This window comes from Ruegeria sp. BC1, from assembly GCF_056539305.1.
This window is the reverse complement of record NZ_JBQFUT010000015.1, coordinates 1-19,573: the sequence shown is the minus strand read 5'-3', so window position 1 is coordinate 19,573 and position 19,573 is coordinate 1. Positions and strand designations below refer to the sequence as shown.

At 54.3% G+C, this 19,573-nt stretch carries 15 protein-coding genes; 9 read left to right on the top strand and 6 right to left on the bottom strand.

Translation table 11 applies throughout. The annotated features are described in order from the left end of the window. Positions 1–217 precede the first annotated feature (217 nt). Entirely contained in the window at positions 218–1,285 is a 1,068-nt protein-coding gene (locus ACR0IY_RS21255) for a sulfotransferase family protein (RefSeq protein WP_480676914.1), read from the top strand. 37 nt (positions 1,286–1,322) lie between these two features. Here the strand turns inward: ACR0IY_RS21255 and ACR0IY_RS21250 are convergent, their stop codons facing one another. Further along, positions 1,323–2,378, bottom strand: a complete 1,056-nt coding sequence (locus ACR0IY_RS21250; RefSeq protein WP_480676912.1) for a phytanoyl-CoA dioxygenase family protein — start codon at positions 2,376–2,378, stop codon at positions 1,323–1,325. A 93-nt stretch (positions 2,379–2,471) separates the two neighbouring features. On the opposite strand from ACR0IY_RS21250, the gene ACR0IY_RS21245 reads away from it, so the two are divergent. The 3 genes from ACR0IY_RS21245 to ACR0IY_RS21235 all read left to right on the top strand — a co-directional run bounded on the left by ACR0IY_RS21245 (position 2,472) and on the right by ACR0IY_RS21235 (position 7,522). Next, positions 2,472–5,330: a glycosyltransferase gene (locus ACR0IY_RS21245; protein ID WP_480676910.1), complete on the top strand. Its 2,859-nt coding sequence runs from the start codon at positions 2,472–2,474 to the stop codon at positions 5,328–5,330. Between the two features lie 94 nt (positions 5,331–5,424). After that, positions 5,425–6,396, top strand: coding sequence for a glycosyltransferase family 8 protein (locus ACR0IY_RS21240; RefSeq protein ID WP_480676908.1), 972 nt, complete (start codon positions 5,425–5,427; stop codon positions 6,394–6,396). Continuing rightward, on the top strand, positions 6,386–7,522 hold the full coding sequence (locus tag ACR0IY_RS21235) for a rhamnan synthesis F family protein (RefSeq protein ID WP_480676906.1): 1,137 nt from the start codon (positions 6,386–6,388) through the stop codon (positions 7,520–7,522). Before ACR0IY_RS21240 ends, ACR0IY_RS21235 begins: the two co-directional genes overlap by 11 nt. A gap of 39 nt (positions 7,523–7,561) precedes the next feature. Here the strand turns inward: ACR0IY_RS21235 and ACR0IY_RS21230 are convergent, their stop codons facing one another. After that, entirely contained in the window at positions 7,562–7,957 is a 396-nt protein-coding gene (locus tag ACR0IY_RS21230; RefSeq protein ID WP_480676904.1) for an LbetaH domain-containing protein, read from the bottom strand. 425 nt (positions 7,958–8,382) lie between these two features. Between ACR0IY_RS21230 and ACR0IY_RS21225 the strand changes: the two genes are divergently transcribed. Continuing rightward, positions 8,383–9,504 (top strand): glycosyltransferase domain-containing protein, encoded by a 1,122-nt coding sequence (locus tag ACR0IY_RS21225; protein WP_480676902.1) that lies wholly within the window; start codon positions 8,383–8,385, stop codon positions 9,502–9,504. Beyond that, the gene (locus ACR0IY_RS21220) at positions 9,501–10,400 is read left to right on the top strand and encodes a glycosyltransferase family 2 protein (protein ID WP_480676900.1); all 900 of its coding nucleotides are present in this window, start codon (positions 9,501–9,503) and stop codon (positions 10,398–10,400) included. The genes ACR0IY_RS21225 and ACR0IY_RS21220 overlap by 4 nt, the downstream gene beginning before the upstream one ends. A gap of 56 nt (positions 10,401–10,456) precedes the next feature. On the opposite strand, the gene rfbA is transcribed toward ACR0IY_RS21220, so the two are convergent. From rfbA to rfbC, 4 genes are read right to left on the bottom strand one after another with little or no spacing between them, the layout of a single operon-like run. After that, positions 10,457–11,335 carry a glucose-1-phosphate thymidylyltransferase RfbA gene (gene rfbA / locus ACR0IY_RS21215; protein ID WP_480676898.1) on the bottom strand — a complete coding sequence of 293 codons (879 nt, stop codon included), beginning with the start codon at positions 11,333–11,335 and terminating at the stop codon, positions 10,457–10,459. Next, positions 11,332–12,183, bottom strand: coding sequence for a dTDP-4-dehydrorhamnose reductase (gene rfbD / locus ACR0IY_RS21210; RefSeq protein WP_480676896.1), 852 nt, complete (start codon positions 12,181–12,183; stop codon positions 11,332–11,334). The genes rfbA and rfbD overlap by 4 nt, the downstream gene beginning before the upstream one ends. After that, positions 12,180–13,241: a dTDP-glucose 4,6-dehydratase gene (gene rfbB / locus ACR0IY_RS21205; RefSeq protein WP_480676894.1), complete on the bottom strand. Its 1,062-nt coding sequence runs from the start codon at positions 13,239–13,241 to the stop codon at positions 12,180–12,182. The genes rfbD and rfbB overlap by 4 nt, the downstream gene beginning before the upstream one ends. Further along, positions 13,238–13,801, bottom strand: coding sequence for a dTDP-4-dehydrorhamnose 3,5-epimerase (gene rfbC, locus ACR0IY_RS21200; RefSeq protein ID WP_480676892.1), 564 nt, complete (start codon positions 13,799–13,801; stop codon positions 13,238–13,240). Before rfbC ends, rfbB begins: the two co-directional genes overlap by 4 nt. Before the next feature lie 386 nt (positions 13,802–14,187). Between rfbC and ACR0IY_RS21195 the strand changes: the two genes are divergently transcribed. The 3 genes from ACR0IY_RS21195 to ACR0IY_RS21185 all read left to right on the top strand — a co-directional run bounded on the left by ACR0IY_RS21195 (position 14,188) and on the right by ACR0IY_RS21185 (position 19,403). After that, positions 14,188–15,975: an ABC transporter ATP-binding protein gene (locus ACR0IY_RS21195; protein ID WP_480676890.1), complete on the top strand. Its 1,788-nt coding sequence runs from the start codon at positions 14,188–14,190 to the stop codon at positions 15,973–15,975. 534 nt (positions 15,976–16,509) lie between these two features. After that, positions 16,510–17,226 carry a Hint domain-containing protein gene (locus tag ACR0IY_RS21190; RefSeq protein ID WP_480676888.1) on the top strand — a complete coding sequence of 239 codons (717 nt, stop codon included), beginning with the start codon at positions 16,510–16,512 and terminating at the stop codon, positions 17,224–17,226. A gap of 194 nt (positions 17,227–17,420) precedes the next feature. Beyond that, on the top strand, positions 17,421–19,403 hold the full coding sequence (locus ACR0IY_RS21185) for a DEAD/DEAH box helicase (protein ID WP_480676886.1): 1,983 nt from the start codon (positions 17,421–17,423) through the stop codon (positions 19,401–19,403). Positions 19,404–19,573: the final 170 nt, after the last annotated feature.

The window sequence follows — 19,573 nt, the reverse complement described above, 5'->3', positions numbered from 1 at the left end:
CCCTACTTGATCTACCCGAGTATTGGTGATTATGGTTTGCCGTCCCTTCAAGGCGGGCGCTTCAGACCGCGCGACCCACGCAGGAAGGGCAGTCTTGGGTGGTAAGTTATACAAGCATGAAATTCGTTTTCCACACTTCAGGTTTTGAATCCGGACCTGCTTATCATCAAGTCAACCGCGCACTCGAAACCCGAAATTCCACGCTGGTTTGTTAAGAATGACTGATACTCCGCTTCCCTCTCACATTGTCCTTGTTTTGGGGATGCACCGCAGCGGAACCTCGACGGTGGCACGCTCGCTCAGCATTCTGGGGTATGAGCTTCCTAAGACCCTAATAAAAGGAAACGCGTCCAACCGGCGCGGCCACTGGGAAAGCCAACCCGTTGCGCGATTGAACGACCGGTTTTTAAATGGTGCTAACTTGACCTGGGCTGATTGGGTTTCAGGTAAACTCAAAACGGTTGACGCTGAAACCCGGCGTGATTTTGAGGAAGACATAAGGGCAATCGTTTCAGACGAATTTCCGGCCGGGCAAGAGGTGGTCCTGAAAGAGCCGCGCATCTGCCGCCTGGTGCCATACTATCGGTCTGCTCTAGAGGGCCGGGTTCCAATCAGTGTTGTCGTGACTGTTCGCAACCCGCTTGAGGTGATTGCATCGTTGGTAAAACGCAACGGAATGTCCGAGGCCAATGCCGGCCTGCTCTGGCTGCGGTATATGCTGGATGCGGTCACTGAATCGAACGGACTTCGTCGGGCTTTTGTGGCCTACGAAAATTGTATCTCGGACCCGGTCCAGGCCCTAAGCGCGGTGAGCGGACATGCGCAATTGTCGTACCCAAACGCGCTTGAGACTGTCGCGCCGGACATCCAAGAATTTCTAAGCGCCTCATTGCGCAATCACGCTCAGACGCCTGAAGATGTTTTGCAACATGACCTGACACATGGATGGGTCAGTGATGTCTACGAGGCGTTGCGGGTGCTGACACGTGACCCCGACGCGCCAACGGCATTTGCGACCATCGGTCGGGTTCAGCGCGAGTTCGACGCAGCCAGCCCGATGCTGGGGTATATAGTTGGTGACTACGACGACAAGTTGCGCGAATTGAGCCGACGCGTCGCATCCCTGACCGCAGCCGTGGATCTGAAAACCGAACAGGTCAAACTTTTGCGGTCCGATGCAAAGCCGGTTGTCACGCATCTGAACCAATCAGGGAAAAAGTCGCTTCGAGACCGCTTCAGAAAGATCAGGCAACGCGTCAAGGGCGGCAGAAAAACTGCCAAATAGTTGCTTTTTCTACTCAGCCTGCCTGAAGAACTCTTTATTACCAAAATACCGGCAGCTGGTTCTTTGCGCACCGAGACTTGGAGAAAAACCATGTTTCTATCGCGTAGCGCGGTTGCGTAAAGGCCGGATCAGACGATGTCGCATGCAGATTGAAATGGTCAAAGAACAGCGCGTCTCCAGCCCCGAAATAGGGTCGGGCGGGTTCAATTTCGGGAAAAGTCTCGGCAACTGTTGCACCTGATACGGACCAGTGAAAGATGGCCCCATTAGTGCCAGTTTCAAGAACTCTGGTCAGGCGCTTTGGGATCAAATCCATGCCAGGGCTTTCTGTGCCGTCACCGCAGTCGGTCAAGGCAACCCAGACGTTCAGGCTTTGAATGCCTTTGTCCATAAACGCGCCATCCTGATGCCATTCCGCCTTGTGGGGCAGGGGCTCGGCCCGCCGCAGGACGCATTTCTGGAAAGACACGCAGGGTTCATCCTGAAAATACTTCTGCAGAATACCCCGCAATCCGACACGCTCAAAGCTATCCAGCAATTCCTGAGACACCTTGGGTGACAAAAAGGTTTCAATTGAACCGCTGCTGCCAAGAAAGACGTGCGCTTTTTCTCTTTCTAACCCGGCTTTTTGGGTGATCGGCATGAAGTACGATTTCTGCGTTGTGTTCCGATCATCGGGACCGTCATCCGCGACCGCTTCGGCATAGGCTCTGGCAGACGCCATGACCCGATCAATATCCTGTTGAAACCCCAGGGCTCTGGCCGGATCAAAAAAGTTTCTAACAATGATAGCGCCATAGTAATGCATCGCGCTGATGACGGCTTCGCTGGTCAGATCGCGAATATCGATTTCAGGAATGCCTGTCGGACCCAGATCGAATAATCTATCAGGTGCCTTAGCGCGTCCAAGGTTCCAAGATGTGAAAAGATCTTTTTTCTTCGCGTGTTTACCGGCCATAACCCGCGCGTCGCGCAGACGGACAAGATCCCCGATTTGGCCACCTTTTCGAAAGGTCTCGGTGGCCTGTGAAACCTGTGCGACCAGTTCCTCATTGAGTGCGGATTCATGCTGGAACGTTGCGTTCTGTGTCATAAAAGTATCCGATCTACTGATTCGCGTAATTGCATTGGGTTTCCTACTCAATTACCACTCTGTGATGCCAGCGGAACTCAAAAAGGTCAGGCGATGTCCCAAGCTAAAAAAGCACAACGTCGTGAAGAACAGTTGCTGCGCCACATCAAAGCGCTTGAGGATGAACGTGACCGGTTGAAAGAACGTGACCGGTACTATCAGGCGACTTTTGACAGGGTCACAGATCGTCTGGTGTCCGAGCGGCCTGTTCATTCCGCTGTGCAGGGTGAATTCAATGGGCTATCCATAGTTATTGCCTATTACGATATACCCCGGCAGATCGAGCGCACCTTGATAAGCTGCTCGCCGGAATATCAAAAGGTTCCAGCGGAAGACATTGAAGTCATCATCATCGACAATGGCTCAAAAGAACCACTGCCTGAGGGAATTCAAAGCCGGTTCCCTTTTGCAAGCCGGATCATCCGAGTGGACGGCCATCCATCGCCCGTTTTTGGGCTGAACCAGGGCATTGCAGCCGCTCGGTTTGAGATGATCGCATTGATGATTGATGGTGCGCATATGCTGTCCCCGGGCGTTGTGCGCAATTCTCGTGAGATCTACCAAAGGTTCAGCAACCCGGTTATCAACGTGCCTCAGTATATTTTGGGTGCCGAGTCGCAGAACCTGACCCAGCAGGGTGGAGCCTTCGAGCGGGAAACCGAAGACCTGAAGAAACTGGGCTGGCCCGAGGATGGTTATCGCCTGTTTGAATACGCCGTGTATCCGGGCGAAAACTATCATCGTAGTTATGTCGAGGCCGTCGAAACGAATTGCCTGATCACTACCCGTAGGGTTCTTGAGGAATGCGGTGGTTTCGATGAGCGTTACAGTGAACCCGGTGCAGGCTTTGCAAATCTCGAGATTTTCACGCGCCTTATCCATGAACCGAACAACAGTTATATAACCCTGTCCGGCGAGGGTACGTTCCACCAGGACCATAGCGGGGTCACAACTCGGAAATCCCCAGAGGATCGAAACCAATTGGTTGCCGAGTACAAAGACCGCCATGAAGAGGTGGCCGGAACCAAGGCTGTCGTGAACGCGCGCAGCCCGATATTGTACGGCAAGACCCGTAGGATGACGCAGCGTGTACCTACTATTTCCACCCAGTTCGGCAGGGTCAGCAACAAGATTCTTAAGCAGCTGGCGGATATATACGTTAATCGGATTCGGAGTGGTGTAACCGATACGTCCGAGCCTGCCTTGACCGTCGGCATTGTACCGGATGAACGGCGTGCCCGACCAATGCTGGCACCGCTGGGCATGTTGTCAGAGGCGGCGCGGCGCAATGGGGTGGAAGAAAAAAAGTTGAGCTATTTGAATAGCTTGCGCCAGGTCCACCGCACAGTCGAGCCAAAAACTTATTTCGAGATTGGTGTAGATACCGGCGCAAGCCTGAGCCTTTCAAGATGTCCCAGCGTCGGCGTCGATCCGGCTTTTACGCTGTCCAACCAAATCTCGGCCCCGGCGCGGCTGTTTCGCGAAAAAAGCGATGATTTCTTCGCCAATGAAGCCCGGTGCGAAGCGTTGTTCCCCAAAGGTATTGATCTGGCTTTCATCGACGGCATGCATCTGGCGGAATATGTCGTACGGGACTTCATCATGACCGAGAAATGGATGAACCCCTCGGGGGTCATTCTGATTGACGACGTTTTACCGGACAAGATCGAGATGCTGGAGCGCGACCGCCGGTTCAATGCGTGGTGTGGCGATGTTTTCAAAATTGTTCCGATTTTGCGGCGCTTTCGACCGGACTTGTCTATCTCGGTCTTTGAAACCTTCGTTGGACCCTACCGCAAAGGTCTGGCAGTTGTGTCCGGCCTGAATCCTAAAAGCGACGTGCTGAGCCGTAAATATGCGGAAATCGAAAAGGGGATTTTGGGCGGAGCTTACGACGTCAGCTCGGTCAAGGCCTTGGACAAGGTCATGAAACCCGAACCCATTTCCGGGTTGGGCGCCGCGACCGGCCATTCGCCGTCACGCAATCTGACCGCCTGTCTGGCCAACAACGTTGCAGCGCCCGAGACAAGAGGGGCAGGTGTCCCGACAAAGCCAAAGCTCTCCGCTGTTGTAGTTGCGCATGAAATGGGACGGGAACTGCCGCGCACGTTGCGCACACTATCAGCCAATATGCAGCAAGGCATTGACGAGCAGGCGTACGAAATCATTGTTGTCGACAACGGGTCCAGTGATCAAAGCGACCACAATAGCTGGGTTGAAATCGCACCCAACGCGCGGGTTATTTCTTTGCCTGCGGGTAATGTCTCGCCTTGCCATGCAATCAACGTAGGTATCGCTGCGGCCAAGGCGGAAAAGATCGGCGTATTTATCGACGGCGCACGCATGGCGTCCCCTGGTATTCTGGCTAAATCGCTGAAGCACCTGACTGGCAACAAGCGGGCCATTGTCGGAACTTTCGGGTTCCATCTTGGTCATGAAGTTCAATCTGAGGCGGTGCGCAATGGGTACAACGCCGACAAGGAAGACGCCCTTCTGAACGGCGTTGCCTGGGAACAGGACGGATACCAGCTTTTTGACATCTCTGTCTTTTCAAAGTCGTCTGGCAAAGGCTGGAAAGTTCTGCCGTCAGAATCGAATGCTGTGTTTATGCATCGCGATCTCTGGGTTGAACTTGATGGGTACGAGGAACGATTTCAATCGCCGGGCGGCGGTCTGGCCAACCTTGATCTTTGGAAAAGGGCTTGTGAGCATTCGAACGTTCAGGTCCACATGCTGCTAGGGGAAGGAACCTTTCACCAAATTCACGGAGGTGTTGCCAGCAATTCGCCTGTATCGCAGCGCCCCGGTTTTGATGCAGAATATGAAAGCATCCGCAAAGCGGCCTACCATCGACCGGAAACGCCAGCTATTTTCCATGGTTCAGATCGTGTGACAGCAGATGCGGTCTCATAAACGCGAGGCATTGATGTGTGTTCTGCAGTCAGAGGAAACAATCGCGCAACAGCCACAGCGCACGGAAATGAATTTCGCGATTAGGCACCTATAAATGGATATGACGACGCACGGAACATCTACTGCCAGCGCCAGGCCCGTACAGCAAATGTCGGGTCTTAGGGATGACGTGGTTGAGGTCTGTCTGGCCTTTGACGGAAACTTTGTCCAGCACGCAGCTGTAACGCTGTTGTCGGCGACGCAAGCGATGAACGCAAAGGAACGGCTCAACGTTCATATTCTGTACCCCGGCGATATATCCTCGGAAGATCGCGACCGTCTTGAAAGCCTTGTACCGTCAGCGACGCTGAATTGGTACGACGTCGATACCGAAAGGTTCGCCGGTCTGCCAAACAATCGAAGCCATGTATCGATGGCGACGTATCTCAGGCTGCTGATCCCCGAGACATTGGGTCATGTGACATCACGTGTGATCTACCTGGATTGCGATACTATTGTGCTTGATAGTCTGGGTTCGCTTTGGAGAACCCCGATCGGCACTGCCCCTTTGGCTGCCTCACCTGACGAAGGAGGCAATACACAGGCCAAAAGATTGGGGCTGCTTTCCCCCGGGTTTTACTTCAACGCCGGTGTTTTAATTTTCAATCTGGACGAAATTGATGCCCGTGCGTTTTCTAATCGGGTCCAAAGTATCGCAGCGGACGAAGCAACCGTACTGGAGCTTCAGGATCAGGATATTCTGAACCTCATTTTTGCCGGGCAAGCGTATAGGCTGGACCTAAGCTGGAATGTCAGCACGCGTCTTTTCTCGCGCAATCTTCTTGAGCCTGCTTATACGGTGCAAGAGGCTGAAAGCGCACTGAAAACACGTGGAATTCTTCACTTTACGGACAAGCGCAAACCCTGGAACGGCAATTGCAATCATCCAATGCGTGAATTGTATTGGAACTTGCGCAACCAAACTCCATGGCGCGAAGGCGTACGCCACAGGCTGTGGCGTTATCTGGAAAACGGCCTGAGAAATCGTTTCAGCAAGTCCCGGAAGGCGATGAAACGTGTCGACTAAGCCGTCGGCGAAGCTGGGCAGAGAATTGGCGCGGCCTTTCCGACAATTGGGACGCCTCGTCTATCGCTCAGCTTCAAGGGTTTATTCTCCGTTCATCTATGACACGACCCAGAAATGGAAAGTCAGGGTTTCTCCCGGTGCTTTGCCTTTGATGGATCATGTCGGCATATATGTGATCGCGCCTTTTCATGGGGTGTGGCCGTCCCACATGGTGGCGCTGGAGTATATGCATCAGTCGGGTGTCTCACCCATTGTCACCTCGAACCTGCCCCTGTCAGCCAGCGAAAAAGCCTTAATTTCCGAGCGGTGCTCGGTTGTGATTGAGCGCCCAAACCAAGGGTATGATTTCGGGGCTTACCGCGAAGCCTGCTTGCACCTCAGCGATCGGTTGGAAGGGTTATCACGGTTGACCCTTTTCAATGATTCCACATGGTTTCCAGCGCCGGGCTCCCGTAACTGGTTCAGGGAACTGAACCATAGCGTCGCCGGACTCACGGGCGCGACATCCAATTTTGGCGGTTCGCGTGTCGTGCCGCGGAAGTTGGTAAAGGAACCGTGGTACTACGGGCCGGATGGCTTGGATTTCCATCTGCAATCCTTTGCATTGTCCTTTTCGTCTGATGTGCTTCGAAACCAGAGCTTTCGTGATTTTTGGAAAAAGTACCCGTTGGTAAATGACAAGGATCTGACAGTGGCACGTGGAGAAATTGGCCTTTCAAAGTGGGCTTTCAAACAAGGCTGGCCAGTAGCGTCTACATATCAGATTGAACGTCTGAATGAACTGTTGATGCCTCTTTCGGCGGCGCGTCTGCGTGAGATTGCAGAGAAAACAATAGTGTTAGGGAACCCTCGGTTTGTATCCCTGAAGCGCGATGTTTTGGCAGCTACACCCGGTGAAGATACGCTTCGGCTGTTTATTTTGGCTGCCGCGCGGTGCCTTGGTGTCAGTTATGCCTTGCCCGAGTTAAACCTCCGAGAATTGCGCTTTCCCTTTCTCAAGAAATCCCCAATCTGGCATCAAAAAGAGGCTTCGGACATAACTTTGGATATTATCCGCTCTTACGGCGGTGAATGGGGTATCGAAGACGAAGCGGAATATCTCCGCCGGTTATTGCTGACGCAGTAAGGAACTGGCCCTACCTGCAAGCCCCTGACCCTGCGCGTACTAGTTCTTTGGCGGGAAGTCAGAAGCCACGACAGCGTTGGCTTTTATGCGGGCCCCTTTTGCCACGGTAACGGGGCCTATGATTTTGGCTCCGGTCCCGATGCTGACCCCTTTTTCTATTGTTGGCCCGACAAAGTTTCCATCGCGCAGGCCAATTGTGACAAAGGGCCGGATGATAGCACCAGAGCCAATCTGAACCAGTCCGTCGATCACCACCTGACCATGGGGCAGGACAATGCCAGGTTCCAATATCACCGGCGCGCCTATATGTACCTGCGCAATCAAGATGGACAGGCGGCGCAGAATAGTTGGCAAGACGGGAACCCCATACGCCCGCAAACGTGCGGCCGCGCGGATCATGACAAGAGCCAGATAACCGTCTGCCTCCCAGATCATTCTCAAGACCAGGTAGAGACGTGGCCATTCAGCGGGCTTTCCCCCACCATGCATAGAGGCAGCGGCGACCTTTGCATCTGCAATGATTGCAGGAAAAAAAGGCGGATTTGCGCGCCCACGTTCCCGGAGAAGTTCCTTGGGTGTCATGCTCTTATCCTCAACCCTCTGCCCATTCGCCGTTTGGCGTCGTAAAGTAAGCAGCAAACGTTCAGGCCCGCGCCATTCGGGCCGTCACGATAACTTGCACACCGTCTGGGCAACACACAAGACAACGCCAAGCGTAACCAGCCTGAGCGGCCCTTGAATTGCCATGGTCGTCCTCTTAGAAGGCTTAACGCTCGCAGTTTGTTCAGAACAAGCGTGGTGGTGAATTTCGGTTCTACCGGAACAGTATCGCGAGCACGAAAGCGGTTGGAGATGGATGAATGGGTTTAACCAGTTCAGTAAAGCGCAGGATGGCTTTGGCGCAGGGTGAGGAACTCAGCACCGCGTTAAAAGTCCTGTTCGCGGACCGCAAAACCCGACGCCAGTTTGAACTTGAAAAATTTGGGCGTTATCTGACTGAAACGCAGTTCGGCCAGACCGGTGGCACGGTCAATGAAATGGTTGCTTCTTCGGTCTGGGCCTTCCTTGATCAGGACTGGTACGCGCAGGTTCACGGGCTTGCGTCTCCGAAAGAAGCTTTGGCCCACTACAAGTCCGAGGGCATCAAATTTGCACTGGCCCCATTTCCAGAACTAGCTGCCGAGGATGGCAAATCCCTGACGATTTGGGGTGTCGAGTACCTGGTTCGCATGGGGTTCCCTGTCGGTGATACCGGGGCCAAGGCACTGCTGCCGGATGACCGCCGTGCGATTGACCCATTTGCAATCTCTAACGCTGGCAATAAGCGTATTGCCGTTGTAACGGCTATTTTTGGTCAGTTTGACTCTCTCCTCCCGATTGATTCGGACTGGAATTCCACCGCGGACTTTTTCGTCTTTTCTGACAGGGCATACGACGCAACCGGCGGTTGGCAGCAGGTTCATGCGCCGTTCCATCATGAAGACACGCGCCGCAAAGCCCGCTTCGTAAAACTGAATCTGCCGGCGTTGTTTTCAGACTATGAATGGGTGATCTGGATCGATGGCAATGTCATGATGTGTCAAAACCCCGAAGACTTCTTGAATGGAATGGAGCCGGAAACCTTCGACTTTACGACCTTCAGTCATCCTGACCGACGGGGGCTTTTGGCCGAAGCTGCAGAATGCGTGAAATTGTCCAAAGATGATCTTCTCACCATGGCGGACCATTTGCGTCAGAACCAATCCCATCCTGCATTTCGCGATTCAGATCTCTATGAGACCATGGTTATGGCTTTGCGTCCTGGTTCAGCCGCGGTTCAAAACATGTGCAACAGCTGGTGGCGGATGCTGGCGCGGGGTTCCAAGCGCGATCAGGTGTCTTTGCCGCTGGCAATTGCAGAAACACCCGATCTGCGCGTAAAGCCCTTGCCCAACAATATTTCAATGTCTCCCCACTTTGCCCGGACGAAGCATCGCACATGAGTCATCCGTCAAAACCGCCGCGCGCCGACGTTATTGTTTGCGTTCACAACAGCTATGATGATGTCCGTGCTTGCATCCAATCGGTGCTGGAAACCCTCAGGCCCGGTGATCTGCTGATCATTGTCGACGACGGGTCTGCCGAGGACACGCAAAAGCTGTGTGAAGATTTTGCAACGCGTCACCCCAACAATTGCCGTTTGATCCGCCGGCCGCAGGGGTCCGGTTTCTGTAAGGCGGCCAATGCGGGGATGCGGTCATCCTCGGGTGACATGGTCGTCTTGCTCAACAGCGATACCATCGTAACCGGCGACTGGCTGGATCGGTTGGATGTCTGCATGAACTCGAATTGGAAAATCGGGGTGGTGGGACCGTTGTCCAATTCGGGGGGGTGGCAATCCATTCCGTTCCTTCCCGGGTCCGCGGCAAACCAAAGCGAAATTCGGTCAGATGACGACGCCCTGAGCTTGATTCACTCCTATTGCGGCGGGTTCTCCAGTCGTTTCGGGTACCCTGTAGTCGAGCAACTCAACGGATTCTGCATCGCAATCAACCGCTCTGTATTGGATACGATCGGCCTGTTCGACGAAGAGCGCTTCCCGATGGGGTATGGGGAGGAAAGTGACTTTGTTCTGCGCGCTCAGGATGCTGGATTTCTGTGTGCGGTCGCAATCGACTGCTTTGTTTTCCACGCTAAAACAAAAAGCTACACGTCCGAACAAAGAGCGAAATACAATGCGGCGGGGCAGAAGAACCTGAAATCCCTGCACGGCGAAAGACGCATTCGGGATGCTGTTTCGGGAACCCAAAACCACCCGGTGCTGGTTGCGATCCGTGATGAGACCCGCAAGGACTTCAAGCAAAACGGATGGCTGTTGCCAGTCCCGGAAGACGCGTAAAGCTGACTGGGTACAGCCGTTTTGTTGCAGTCAACTTTTGCACGAAGGTTGCTGTATCAGGCGTTATCAACAACCCGTTTCATGTACTGACCATAGTCGTTTTTCTCAAACGCCTGGGCCCGTTCCAAAAGCTGTTCCCGGCTGATCCAGTTTTGATCGAAGGCAATTTCTTCGAGACAACCAACCTGCTGGCCCTGCCGCTCGGTGAGCGTACGGACAAAATTCCCCGCATCCAGAAGGCTGGCATGCGTTCCCGTATCCAGCCAGGCAAAGCCACGGCCCATGCATTCAACGGATAGTGATCCCTCATCCAGATACATCGACAACAGCGTGGTGATTTCAAGCTCGCCGCGGTTGGAAGGTTTCACCTGAGCCGCGCGCTGGGGGGCTTTACCATCCAGAAAGTACAACCCGGTGACGGCGTGATTTGACGGTGGCACCTCAGGTTTTTCAATTATTTCAGTCACTTGTCCGTCCGCATCAAAGCCAACCACACCATACCGTTCGGGATCAGCCACCTGATACCCGAATACGGTGCCGCCTTGGGTTTTGCGGGATGCATTGCGCAACATGTCGGGAAGCCCGTGTCCGAAAAAGACATTATCACCCAAAACCAGGGCAGAGGCGCTGCCTGCCAAAAAATCCTCTGCCAGAATATAGGCTTGCGCCAAACCATCGGGTGAAGGTTGGACAAGCCACGTCAGCGATAGCCCCCATTGACCACCATCCCCCATCAGGCGTTGGAATTGCGCTTGGTCCTCAGGTGTTGTGATAATGGCAATCTCGCGAATACCAGCCAACATCAACACCGAAAGCGGATAATAGATCATGGGTTTGTCGTAGATTGGCAAAAGCTGTTTCGAGACCCCCATCGTAATGGGATAAAGCCGCGTGCCTGACCCGCCTGCGAGGATGATACCTTTTCTTTCGGTCATGATCGAAGCTCCATATCTTTCAATACGTCGGTCAGTGCGCTTTTCCAGTCGGGACGGTTGATACCGAATACTTCTTGCGTCGTTTGGCAGTCGAGACGCGAGTTCGCCGGTCGCTTGGCCGGGGTGGGGTATTCATCCGTTGTGATCGGCGTGATGTGCACATCCCGTCGGGCTTGCTCGAAAATCTCTGAGGCAAACCCGCACCAGTTGATGTCGGGCGCGCCGCTGAAGTGGTAGGTTCCCGATTTGGATCGGTCATGCGCAAGTTGATTGGCAATCGCAAGGCTGGCTGCCGCGATTGCTCGGGCTGGGGTGGGGCCGCCGATTTGATCCTCAACCACGCTTAACGCGTCGCGGGTTTCAGATACCCGCAACATGGTTTTGACGAAGTTGTTGCCAGTCGCCGAGAAAACCCAGGAGGTCCGCAAGATCGCGAACCGCCCACCTGCGGCGCGCACACCATTCTCACCTGTCAGCTTGGACCGTCCATAGGCATTACCTGGGGCCGTTGCATCCTCGGGTCGCCACGCGCGGGTGCTGTCGCCTGAAAAGACATAGTCGGTCGAGATGTGGACGAAGGGTATATCCAACTTTGCGCAAGAGCGCGCCATTTCGGTCGGCGCTGCACCGTTGATCAACGTCGCCAGTTCCTCTTCCTCTTCGGCGCGGTCTACTGCTGTGTACGCGGCTGCGTTGATCACCGCGTGGGGGGCATGTGCCCTGATCGCGGCGGTGCAGGATGCGGGGTCGGTCAGGTCTGCCTGATCGCGCCCCAGTGCTATGACATCGGCAAGCTGCTGCAGTTCCCTTGCCACTTGCCCTGTGCGGCCAAAGACTAGAATACTCATGCCGAACGTTTGTCTGAGAGCCCTTGCCGTTTTCCCACGCCATCGCGTGAGAGCAGGGGCCGCCACCAGGCTTCGTTACTCAAATACCAGCGCACAGTCCGTTCCAACCCTTCTTCGACCGTAACCGACGGACGCCAGCCCAGTTCCTCGCGAATGCGCGTTGAATCGATCGCATAGCGCGCGTCATGGCCAGGGCGGTCCGCAACAAAGGTAATAAGATCGGCATAGCTGCCCAGACTACGGGGGCGTATCTCATCAAGGATTTCACAAATCGACTGAACCAGAGACAGGTTGCTCCGTTCATTTTCGCCTCCGATATTATAGCTGCGCCCGATCTGGCCCTGTTCGATTACCAAAAGCAGCGCATCGGCGTGATCTTCGACATACAGCCAGTCCCGGATGTTCGAGCCATCGCCGTAGACAGGCAGAGGCTTGCCCGCCAATGCATTCAAAATAATCACAGGGATCAGTTTTTCCGGGAAGTGGTAGGGGCCGAAATTGTTCGAGCAATTGCTCAACACAACCGGCAAACCATAGGTCTCGTGCCAGGCACGCACCAGATGGTCAGAACTGGCTTTGGAGGCTGAGTAGGGGCTGCGCGGATCATAGGCCGTTTCTTCAGTGAACATGATTGCGGGATCTGCAGGCAGCGAACCAAACACCTCGTCTGTCGAGATATGATGGAACCGGAAATCCTCGGGTTTACCCTTGGCATGCCAATAGGCGCGCGCGGCCTCAAGCATGTTGTAGGTTCCGGTGATATTGGTCTCGATGAAACTCCCTGGTCCGTCGATCGACCGATCGACATGAGACTCTGCGGCCAGATGCATTACGACGTCGGGTTGGTGGTTGGAAAAAATTTGATCCAACACAGAACGGTCCCGGATGTCAGCATGTTCAAAGAAATAAAGCGGGTTGTCGGCAACTGGGGCGACGTTATCAAGACAGGCCGCGTAGGTCAGTGCATCCAGATTCACCACCGAATGGCCTCTCTCAACGGCCAGACGCACAACCGCAGAGCCTATGAAACCTGCGCCGCCGGTCACGAGAATTTTCATGTGGGCTCTCCTTCAAACTGAAAGGGGCTTTGAAATTCACTCAAAGGGATGGCGTTTACATCTTTGTCCGACAAAACGGGCGCTGAAATGCCCCAGTCAATACCGGCACTGTCCCACCGAACCGATCCGTCACATTCAGGAGCGTAAACGTCGGTGCACTTGTACTGAACCTCACAATCCTCGGTCAGGGTCAGAAACCCGTGCAGGAACCCTTTGGGCACGAAAAGCTGGTTGCCGTTTTGTGCAGACAACTCCACCGATGCCCATCTCCCGTAGCATGGTGATCCCACGCGAACATCAACCGCGACATCCAAAATAGCACCGCGAGAACAGCGCACCAGTTTGTCTTGCGCGCGTGGGGGGCTTTGAAAATGTAACCCGCGCAACGTTCCACGCTGCGCCGAAAAGCTGTGATTGTCCTGGACGAACTCTGGCAGGGTAATTCCCTCGGCCTCCAGCGCCGCTTTGTTCCAGGTCTCGGTGAACCAACCCCGATCATCCCCGAACCGGCGCGGGGTAATCAACAAAAGATCGGGAAGGGTCAGTGTATTAACTTCCATTGATGTCTCATAAATTCACAAGAACGCCTTGATCCTTTGAATATATGCAAACCAATGCGACCGATAGGGTTGATTAAGCCCGACGAGCCCAACTGACACCTCGGAAAACGGCAAGACGTTACGTCCCAAGGCTTTATTGTGGTCCTCAGTCCGAAAAGCTGGAGGGCAGGGATGCCTGAAGATTTTTCCGTCGGGGCCATAAAGTTGCCCCCAAACGCGGTAATGTATCGAAAACGAGTAAAGATGTGCGACCAAGGCCCTCGCAACTCCACGCAGCAAAATGTCGCGCAAATAAACCGTTGTAGCTTCCAATTAATGTCAGCCCTTTTGCCCTCGGCAAATATAACATACTTGTGCACGCAGTGCGTCGCAATTTGGAGATGGCAATGATCAAACGCGCCTGGGATAACTGGCGATCTGGCTATATGGGTCGACTCATCGGCGAGAGCTTTTACGCTCAGGGTGGTCTGTATGGCATTGCCGTTTTCGCGATGATTATTGTTGCCGTAACGACGGCTGGCGCGGCTTATATGATGGAATACATCGTTGATGCCATGACCAGCCCCGAAATGCGCGGGTGGGCCCATCTGATTGCCTTGGGTGTTATCGGCTTGTTCCTTGCCAAAGCGGTCGCGTCCTATGTTCAGGCCGTGTTTCTGGCAAGGGCCGGCAACCGGATCGTGGCGGCACAACAAGAAAAACTGTATCGCAAACTGCTTCGCCACGGGGTTCAGTTCTTCAACGATTATGAATCGTCCGAACTATTGATGAAAACAACAAACGGCGCAAATGCTGCGCGGCGATTGATCGATGTGCTGGTTACCGGCTTTATCCGCGATGCGCTGACGCTGGTGGGGCTGGTTGTCGTGATGGTGTACCAGCAACCGGTTTTGTCAGTCATGTTCTTCGTGGTCGGCCCTGTTGCCCTGCTGGGGGTGCGGTATCTGCTGAAAAGCGTTCGTGCGATCATGCAGGCCGAGTATCAGTCCCTCGCCGAAATTATCCGTGTCCTGCAGGAAACATCTCGCGGCATCAAAGTGATCAAGGTCTTTTCGCTTGAGGACAAAATGGCCACGCGCATGTATTCGGCGATCACTCAGGTCGAGGCGCGCGCCAACGACATTGCCAGACTGCAATCGATTGCCAGCCCGCTGATGGAATTTTTGGCTGGGCTTGCCGTCGCAGGGGTTTTGATTGTCAGCACGATGGGCATTGGTGGCAGCGAACAGCCCTCGGCCGGGCAGCTGATGTCGTTCATTACAGCTTTGCTGATGGCTTATGAACCAGCAAAACGTCTTTCCAAAATGCGCGTGCAGATCGAGACATGCATGGTCGGTATCGGTATGCTTTTCGGACTGCTTGATACAGAAGATACGATGCACGAAAGCGCTGAGGCCCGCGATCTGACAGAAGGGCCGGGTGAAATCAAACTCTGCGATCTGGATTTCGGGTACAAGGGTGCCGATCCGATTATACAGGGTCTCAACATCACCTTTGAAGCAAAGAAAACCACGGCGCTGGTTGGACAGTCCGGTGGCGGCAAGTCGACCATTTTCGCTTTGATCATGCGGTTTTATGATCCCATCAAAGGAAGGGTTGAAATTGACGGGCAGGATATTCGCGGCATTCGTTTTTCGTCGCTGCGGCGCAAGATCTCTTTTGTCGGACAGGATACGTTTTTATTTGCCACCTCGGTGATGGAGAACCTGCGTTGCTCCGCTCCGGAAGCTACAGACGAAGAGGTTATCGCCGCAGCCAAGGCGGCCCATGCGCATGATTTCATCCTTGGTTTGCCTAACGGATATGATACCGCCGTGGGCGAAAACGGTGCGTTCCTGTCCGGCGGCCAAAAACAGCGCATTGCCATTGCGCGTGCGATCTTGCGAAAAGCTGAAATCCTGCTTTTGGATGAAGCCACCAGCGCTTTGGATGCAGAGTCCGAGTCATTGGTCAAACAGGCTTTGGATGCGCTGACCAAAGATGTAACCGTGCTTGTGATTGCGCACCGCCTGTCAACCGTTCTTGAGGCGGACAAAATTGTGGTCATCGAAGATGGCGCTGTTGTCGAACAAGGCAACCTGGATGAGTTGATGAAAAAAAATGGCAGCTTCCGAAATCTGTTCGACCAGCAATTCAAAAAGCCAAAAACAGAACCCGAAGGCGAAAAAACCTGAAGTCAGTATATTCCGGTTGGCAGAGACAGGGTCGAGGTAGATACCGACTATTAAAGCTGGTATTTCTACCCGCAGACGAGACCGTGTGCCCAAGCATCATTTTCATGTAATGCGATGTTTCGTGCTCTTACTGCACGGGCATTACTCACGGGGTGCCAACGCCCCGTCTGGTTTCGCTGACAGCAGAAGGTTTGTGCTGTACCAATCTTATCACTGAGGCGGAATGCACATCTTGGCGGTCATCCCTGATCTCTGGTTGTTTTTTCATCCGCTCGGGTACGTCCAGCCCAACCCCCGTTTCTGATTTTCAGTGCAAGTTGGGTCTAGATAAATCCGGCGAGGTCACGATGAACACGCTTCTCATGCCGGTCAGGATTTCGAGCTGATTTTGAATTCCTTCAGCACCGAAACGCTAAAACAGATCGTTAGAGAAAACCACTACCAGCTTGTGAGCAGAAGAAGCCCGGCCTCCACAGAAGAGGGGTACTACTGGGTTTCCCCGACAGCATCTTACCCGCCGATACCGACCTGACGGTGGGATCGATTGTTGAAAACAACGCATCCTTCACGCATGCCAGCCTTGGGGCGCAGGTTGTTTGCTTTTGCGCCGGTACGCTTATTGCCACATCCAACAGAGCTAAAGCAGTCGCAAAGCTATCGGCGGTCGAAACCAAAGGGCACGGTCTTCAACCAATATGTTGGATTGGCCACCGCACGGTTTCCTTCAGGCGATCAGAATATGCAGACGACACATTTCGACCTATCCGCATCACAGCCGGGGCTCTGGGGCTGGGGTTACTGGATCGTGACTTGTCGGCATCACGCCAGCACCGAATGCTGGTTTCACCAGCTATTTCCACAAGGATGCTCGGACAACCAGAGGTCTTGATTTCGGCCGTCAAACTAACCGAACTTCCAGGAGTATTCCCAGATTCTGACATCGGATCGGTCGAGGATTTCCATGTATTGATTGACCGCCACGAGATCATCTTTGCCGAAGGTGCCCCTACAGAAAGCCATTTTGCCGGGCCTGAATCCCTGAAGGCTGTTCCATACGAGGCGCGCACGGAAATCCTATCGCTGTATCCCGAGCTCAAGGATATGGATTACACTCTTGAACCCGTCTGTGTGATCCCAACCGGAAAGATTCAGAAAAAGTTGATCGCACGCCACGCGAAAAATCGGAAAGAGGTTCTTGAACGGTTTGCGCAACAACGGGGTTGGCGCTCAGAAAACTGGTACGGGTTGTGAAGGCCCGCTGGTTTCCCATCGTCAGGTGCCGCAGGGACGCAGGTTGGCGGATCGCGTCATTTTCCGCGGCAATCGGACAACCGTGCCTATACAAATCCCGCGTGACCCGGTAGAGGGCTTCCTTTAATCTCGGATCATGCGCTCACTGCAAGCCTGCACACCCGCACAGTCTGTCCCAATCAGAGAACCCCGCCGTGAAAAAAACTATCGCAGATGCGCTTGCCCGTAAGGGCTATGATGCTTTGACCCCTGTTCAGCAAGCGGTCACCCAATCTGAGCTTGAGGGCCGCGACCTTCTGGTTTCGGCGCAAACCGGATCAGGGAAAACGATCGGTTTTGGGCTGGCAATCGCCCCCACGTTGTTGGGCGAAGGGGAAACATTCGGTGAGTCTGGTGCGCCTCTGGCTTTGGTCATAGCACCGACACGGGAACTGGCTTTGCAGGTAAAGCGTGAATTGGGGTGGCTTTATTCCGACGCGGGGGCATATCTGGCATCGTGTGTGGGCGGCATGGACATGCGAGATGAACGTCGGGTTCTGGCGCGGGGATCGCACATCGTTGTTGCTACTCCGGGGCGGTTGCGCGACCATATCATGCGCGGATCCATCGACCTGACACAGGTGCGTGCAGTCGTTCTGGACGAAGCCGATGAAATGCTGGATCTGGGCTTCCGCGAGGACCTGGAATTCATCTTGGATGAAACGCCTTCCGACCGTCAGACATTGCTGTTTTCTGCCACGGTTTCGACCGCAATCGCAAAGCTTGCCAAAAGCTATCAGCGCGATGCGGAACGTATCTCGACGATCAATGAAAAAGCCCAGCATGCCGATATCGACTACCGCGCGATGATGGTGGCCCCGCGCGACGGTGAAAATGCAATCATCAATGTTCTACGCTACTACGAGGCACCAAACGCGATTGTGTTCTGTAACACCCGCGCGATGGTATCGCGTCTGGCTGCTCGGCTGTCGAACCGCGGATTTTCGGTTGTGGCCCTGTCGGGTGAACTCACCCAAAGCGAACGCTCCAACGCGCTGCAGGCAATGCGCGACGGGCGCGCGCGGGTTTGTGTTGCAACAGATGTCGCAGCGCGAGGCATTGACCTGCCCAATCTTGATCTGGTGGTCCATGCCGAGCTGCCAAACAGCCACGAAACCCTCTTGCACCGGTCAGGTCGAACAGGCCGAGCGGGGCGGAAGGGCGTGAGTGCACTGGTTGTTGTGCCATCTTCCCGAAAAAAGGCAGAGCGCATTTTGAAATTCGCCAAACTGAATGCGGATTGGGGCACTGCACCGTCGGCTGAGGCTGTAATTGAACGCGATCAAGCACGTATGCTGGCCGACGAAGACTGGCAGGCCGATATTACCGACAGCGAACATTCGGCGGTGAACCATTTGGTTGAGAAATTCACGCCCCAACAGCTGGCAGCGGCTTATTTGCGCCAATACAAAAAACGCCACTCCGCGCCTGAGGAACTGGGGGCGGTTCATGTCGATAAACCTAGGGCCAAGGCGGATTTCGGCCCCAGCGTCTGGTTCTCATTGTCAGAAGGGCGCAACCAGAATGCGTCCCCGCGCCATTTGCTGCCTATGGTGTGCAGGGCGGGCAATATAACAAAGGATGATATCGGTGGTATCCGCATCGCGGATGATCTGTCCTTTGTCGAAATTCGCGCCTCTGTCGTTGACGGTTTTCTGACAGCCATTGGTTCCGACATGAAGATCGAAGGGACAAAAGATATCGTGCGTCTGGAGGCAGCGCCGGACATCCCGGCCTTTAAGCACCCGAAATCTGATCGCGCACCTAAGGGCAAGCCGCGCCATCGCAAAACGGATGCGTCGCCAATTGATTGGAACGACGCTCCCGAGCCCCGCCGCCGCAAACCGAAACCCGAAGACCGCAAATCCCAAAAGTCGGCGAGCCCGAAGCCAAAGGTGAAGGATGGCGAAGGTTTCGTAGCAGCACCATTGAAAAAAAAGAAACCCGCAGCGGCGAAGCCTAGGGACAAATCGAAAGCTGAAGCCAAAACTGGTAAAGATGCGTCCACCAAGCCTCGCAGCAGCGGCGCTAAAGGCCCTCCGCCCCCTAAGGGCAAGCCCAATAGCAAGAAGAACCGCGCCCGGGCAGCTGCTGTAAAAGCGGCCAAAGGCGGGAACGCGATGCCAAAGCGGCGGTGATGACCGCGAGGTTTCCATAACGCGAAAGAGACTTTGCCCCAAAAAGAAACTGAGGCGGCTCTGGGTGCAACAACAAAGGAAAGGCCCGCGCGTTGGCGGGCCTTTTTTTGGAGTTTGTTGGAAAACCGGTTGTTGTGATCAGCCGAGTTTCTCGGTCAGTTCTGGGACGG

Coding starts and splice junctions, on each gene's coding strand:
- ACR0IY_RS21255 (WP_480676914.1), top strand. CDS start 218: ATGACTGATACTCCGCTTCCCTCTCACATTGTCCTTGTTTTGGGGATG.
- ACR0IY_RS21250 (WP_480676912.1), bottom strand. CDS start 2,378: ATGACACAGAACGCAACGTTCCAGCATGAATCCGCACTCAATGAGGAA.
- ACR0IY_RS21245 (WP_480676910.1), top strand. CDS start 2,472: ATGTCCCAAGCTAAAAAAGCACAACGTCGTGAAGAACAGTTGCTGCGC.
- ACR0IY_RS21240 (WP_480676908.1), top strand. CDS start 5,425: ATGGATATGACGACGCACGGAACATCTACTGCCAGCGCCAGGCCCGTA.
- ACR0IY_RS21230 (WP_480676904.1), bottom strand. CDS start 7,957: ATGATCTGGGAGGCAGACGGTTATCTGGCTCTTGTCATGATCCGCGCG.
- ACR0IY_RS21225 (WP_480676902.1), top strand. CDS start 8,383: ATGGGTTTAACCAGTTCAGTAAAGCGCAGGATGGCTTTGGCGCAGGGT.
- ACR0IY_RS21220 (WP_480676900.1), top strand. CDS start 9,501: ATGAGTCATCCGTCAAAACCGCCGCGCGCCGACGTTATTGTTTGCGTT.
- rfbA (WP_480676898.1), bottom strand. CDS start 11,335: ATGACCGAAAGAAAAGGTATCATCCTCGCAGGCGGGTCAGGCACGCGG.
- rfbD (WP_480676896.1), bottom strand. CDS start 12,183: ATGAGTATTCTAGTCTTTGGCCGCACAGGGCAAGTGGCAAGGGAACTG.
- rfbB (WP_480676894.1), bottom strand. CDS start 13,241: ATGAAAATTCTCGTGACCGGCGGCGCAGGTTTCATAGGCTCTGCGGTT.
- rfbC (WP_480676892.1), bottom strand. CDS start 13,801: ATGGAAGTTAATACACTGACCCTTCCCGATCTTTTGTTGATTACCCCG.
- ACR0IY_RS21195 (WP_480676890.1), top strand. CDS start 14,188: ATGATCAAACGCGCCTGGGATAACTGGCGATCTGGCTATATGGGTCGA.